Consider the following 3260-nt stretch of genomic DNA (forward strand, 5'->3'; position numbering starts at 1 on the left):
GCTGCGCGGCGAGGCGCTGGCCTCGATCGTCGCGCTGAAGCTGGCCAAGCTGGCCAAGCGGCTGGAGACCGGCCACAAGCTGGCGGCGACGATCGACGAGGCGGTGCACAAGCAGATCGCCGACCGCTGCCTCGAGGTCGAAACCGGCGCCCGCAACATCGACTTCATCCTGCAGGGAACGCTGCTGCCGCTCCTCTCGCGCGAGATCCTGGCGCGGGCGGCGTCGGGGCGGCCCGCCTCCCGCCTCGCCGTCGGGCTCGACGAGTCGGGCGAGTTCCGCGTCGAAATGAATTGAGGTGACGATGAGCGCCATGCTCGCGGACAAGCGGTTCCTGCACTTCCACACCGACGCCCTCGCCGACGACACGCTGCTCGTCGCGCGCGTCGCCGGCGAGGAGGCGCTGTCGCGTCCGTACCGCTTCGAGATCGAGCTCGCCTCGCTCAACGGCTCGCTCGACCTCGACGCGCTCCTCGCGGCGCCGGCCAAGCTGACGATCGTCGGCGGCACGGCGGCCGGCGGGCGCGCGTCGCGGCGGATCGAGATCCACGGCGCCTTGGCCGAGGTGGAACAGCTCGACGACGGGCCGCGCTGGTCGAACTACCGCGTCGCGCTCGCGCCGCGCCTCGCCGCGTTCGCGCTCGGCCAGGCCTCGCGCGTGTTCCAGGACCTGCCGTACCCGCGGATCATCGCCGAGACGCTGAAGAACCGCGGCCTAACCGAAGGGCAGGACTTCGAGTTCCGCCTTTCGGGGCAGCACCCGGACCGCGAGTACGTCGTCCAGTACCAGGAGAGCGACCTCGACTTCCTTTCCCGCCTCGCCGAGCACGAGGGGATCTACTACTTCTTCGAGCAAGGCGACCGCGGCGAGAAGATCGTCTTCGCCGACAACGCCGGCGCGCCGCAACCGCTGCCGGACGGCGGAAAGGTGCGCTACCGCGCCAGCGCGGGGATGGCCGACTTCAGCGCCGCCGCGGCGGGCGGCGACGCGCAGCACGAGGAGGTCGTGACGAGCCTCGTCGGCAAGCGGACCGCCGCGCCGGAGAAGGTCGTCCTCAAGGACTACAACTACCGCAAGCCGAGCGTCGAGCTGAAGGCCGAGGCCTCGGCCGACGACAAGGGCCGCGGCACGCTCTACGAGTACGGCGAGCACTTCAAGGACGGCGCGGAAGGGAAGGCGCTGGCGCAGGTGCGGGCGGAAGAGGTCCGCTGCCGCGCCCGCGGCTTCTTCGGCCGCGGCGACGTCCGCGCGCTGACGGCGGGGGCGACGTTCACGCTCGAGGACCACCCGCGCCGGGACTGGAACGCCTCCTTCCTCGTCGTCGCCGTGGAGCACCGCGCCGCGCAGTCGCTCGACGTCGGGCCGGCCAAGCGGGACGACGAGCCGGACTACGCCAACACGTTCGAGGCGATTCCGGCCGACGTCGTCTTCCGCCCCGCGCGCACGACCGCCTGGCCGCGGATCGCCGGGCCGATCAACGCCGTGGTGGACGCCTCGGGAGGCGGCGAGTACGCGGAGATCGACGAGCACGGCCGCTACCGCGTGCAGCTTCCGTTCGACCTCTCCGGCAAGGGGGGCGGCAAGGCGTCGCGGCCGCTGCGGATGTCGCAGCCCTACGCCGGCGCCGACATGGGGATGCACTTCCCGCTGCACAAGGGGACGGAGGTCCTCGTCGCGCACATCGACGGCGACCCGGACCGCCCGCTGATCGCGGCGGCGGTGCCGAACCCGGAGACGGCGAGCCCCGTCACCTCGCAGAACCAGACGCAGTGCGCGGTGCGGACCGGCGGCGGCAACTTCTTCGTGATCGAGGACACCAAGGGCTCGCAGCAGATCGCCCTCTCCTCGCCGCACGCCGGGACGTCGCTGACGATGGGCGCGAACGACGGCTCGAAGGAGGGGGTCGCGCTGGCCACCGGCGCGAACCTGCACGAGAAGATCGGCGGCGACGAGAACAAGCAGGTGGACGGCTCGGTCGCGCACCTCGTCAACGGCAACCAGAGCCTCGTCGTCGCGGGGAACCTCGACGAGAAGGTCTCGGGGACGAAGAGCGCGACGACGATCGGGACGTCGAACGAGACGACGATCGGGGCGAAGTTCGAGAAGAACATGTCGGCCAAGCAGGAGGTGACGCTCGGCGTCAACAGCTGCGTCAGCGGCGGCCTGAAGTCGGAGATGGGGCTGGCCGGCGGCCTGTCGGTGATGGCCAGCAAGATGCTCAAGTTCACGATGGGCAACGACGTCGAGATCAACCCGTCGAAGAAGAAGGAGTCGGCGAAGCAGCAGGAGGCGATCGGCAAGCACATCGCGGTGATCGGCGAGGCGACGGAGAACGTCGGGAAGAGCAAGCTGATGGCCGGGTTGATGGAGACCAAGGTCGGCAAGAGCCTGCAGACCGTCGGCCAGTGGGTGGCCAAGGTCGCGACGTGGGAGGTCAACGTCGGCAAGCAGAAGACCAAGGCGGCGAAGTCGGAGACCGACGCCGGGGTGGTGATGATCAAGTCGGGCGGCAGCGTGCTGACCGTCAAGCCGGCTTCGATCAAGGCGCAGACGGGCGGGGCGTCGGTCCAGGTGACCCCCGGCTGCGTGAACATCAACGGCGGCAACCTCAAGATCCTGATCTGACCGATGCGCCTCGCCGTCGAAACGCCGCTGATGATCGCGTGGCTGGCCGGCGCCGCCGGCCGGCAGGGACTCGACGCGACCTGGATCGTCAAGGGGACGTTCGACCTCGAGGACGGCGCCGCGGCGCGGTTCGCCGCCGCGTCGATTCCGCCCGGGGGCGACGTGCCGTACGAGGGGCTCGAGGGGAGCGTCCGCTGTCCGTCCGACTTCGCGCCGCACAAGCCGGCGGCGGAGCTGCTGCTCGTCGGCGCCGCGCACGCGCCGGGCGGACGTCCGGTCGCGGCGCTCAAGGCGGCGGTCGCGCTCGGCCCGTGGCGCAAGGAGCTGCTCGTCACCGGCGCGCGGCGGCTGAAGCGGAAGTGGCTGGGGATGGCGCGGGAGATGGAGCAGCCGGCGCCGTTCGTCTCGCAGGAAATCTCCTACGCCTTCGCCTTCGGCGGCCTTGGATACGCCAAGAACCCGCTCGGCCGCGGCGCCGCGGAGATCGACGATCCTCAGGACGGGCGCGTGCGCGACCTGCCGCGGATCCTCGATCCGCGGCGTCCGTCGATCGAGCCGTCCGACAAGCCGGATCCGGCGGGGTTCGGCCCGCTCGCGCCGTCGTGGCCGCAGCGCGCCCCGCGCGGCACGTACGAC

General features: G+C 71.2%; 3 protein-coding genes. All 3 read left to right on the forward strand.

The features are described 5' to 3' along the window. Positions 1-295: type VI secretion system ATPase TssH (locus LLG88_06515; GenBank protein MCE5246559.1), on the forward strand; the 295-nt coding region annotated here is incomplete at its 5' end. 7 nt (positions 296-302) lie between these two features. Further along, positions 303-2624, forward strand: a complete 2322-nt coding sequence (vgrG, locus tag LLG88_06520; GenBank protein MCE5246560.1) for a type VI secretion system tip protein VgrG — start codon at positions 303-305, stop codon at positions 2622-2624. 3 nt (positions 2625-2627) lie between these two features. Beyond that, a partial coding sequence (locus tag LLG88_06525) for a DUF2169 domain-containing protein (protein MCE5246561.1) occupies positions 2628-3260 on the forward strand: 633 nt, incomplete at its 3' end.

The organism is bacterium (assembly GCA_021372775.1).
Taxonomy (GTDB): domain Bacteria; phylum Acidobacteriota; class Polarisedimenticolia; order J045; family J045; genus JAJFTU01.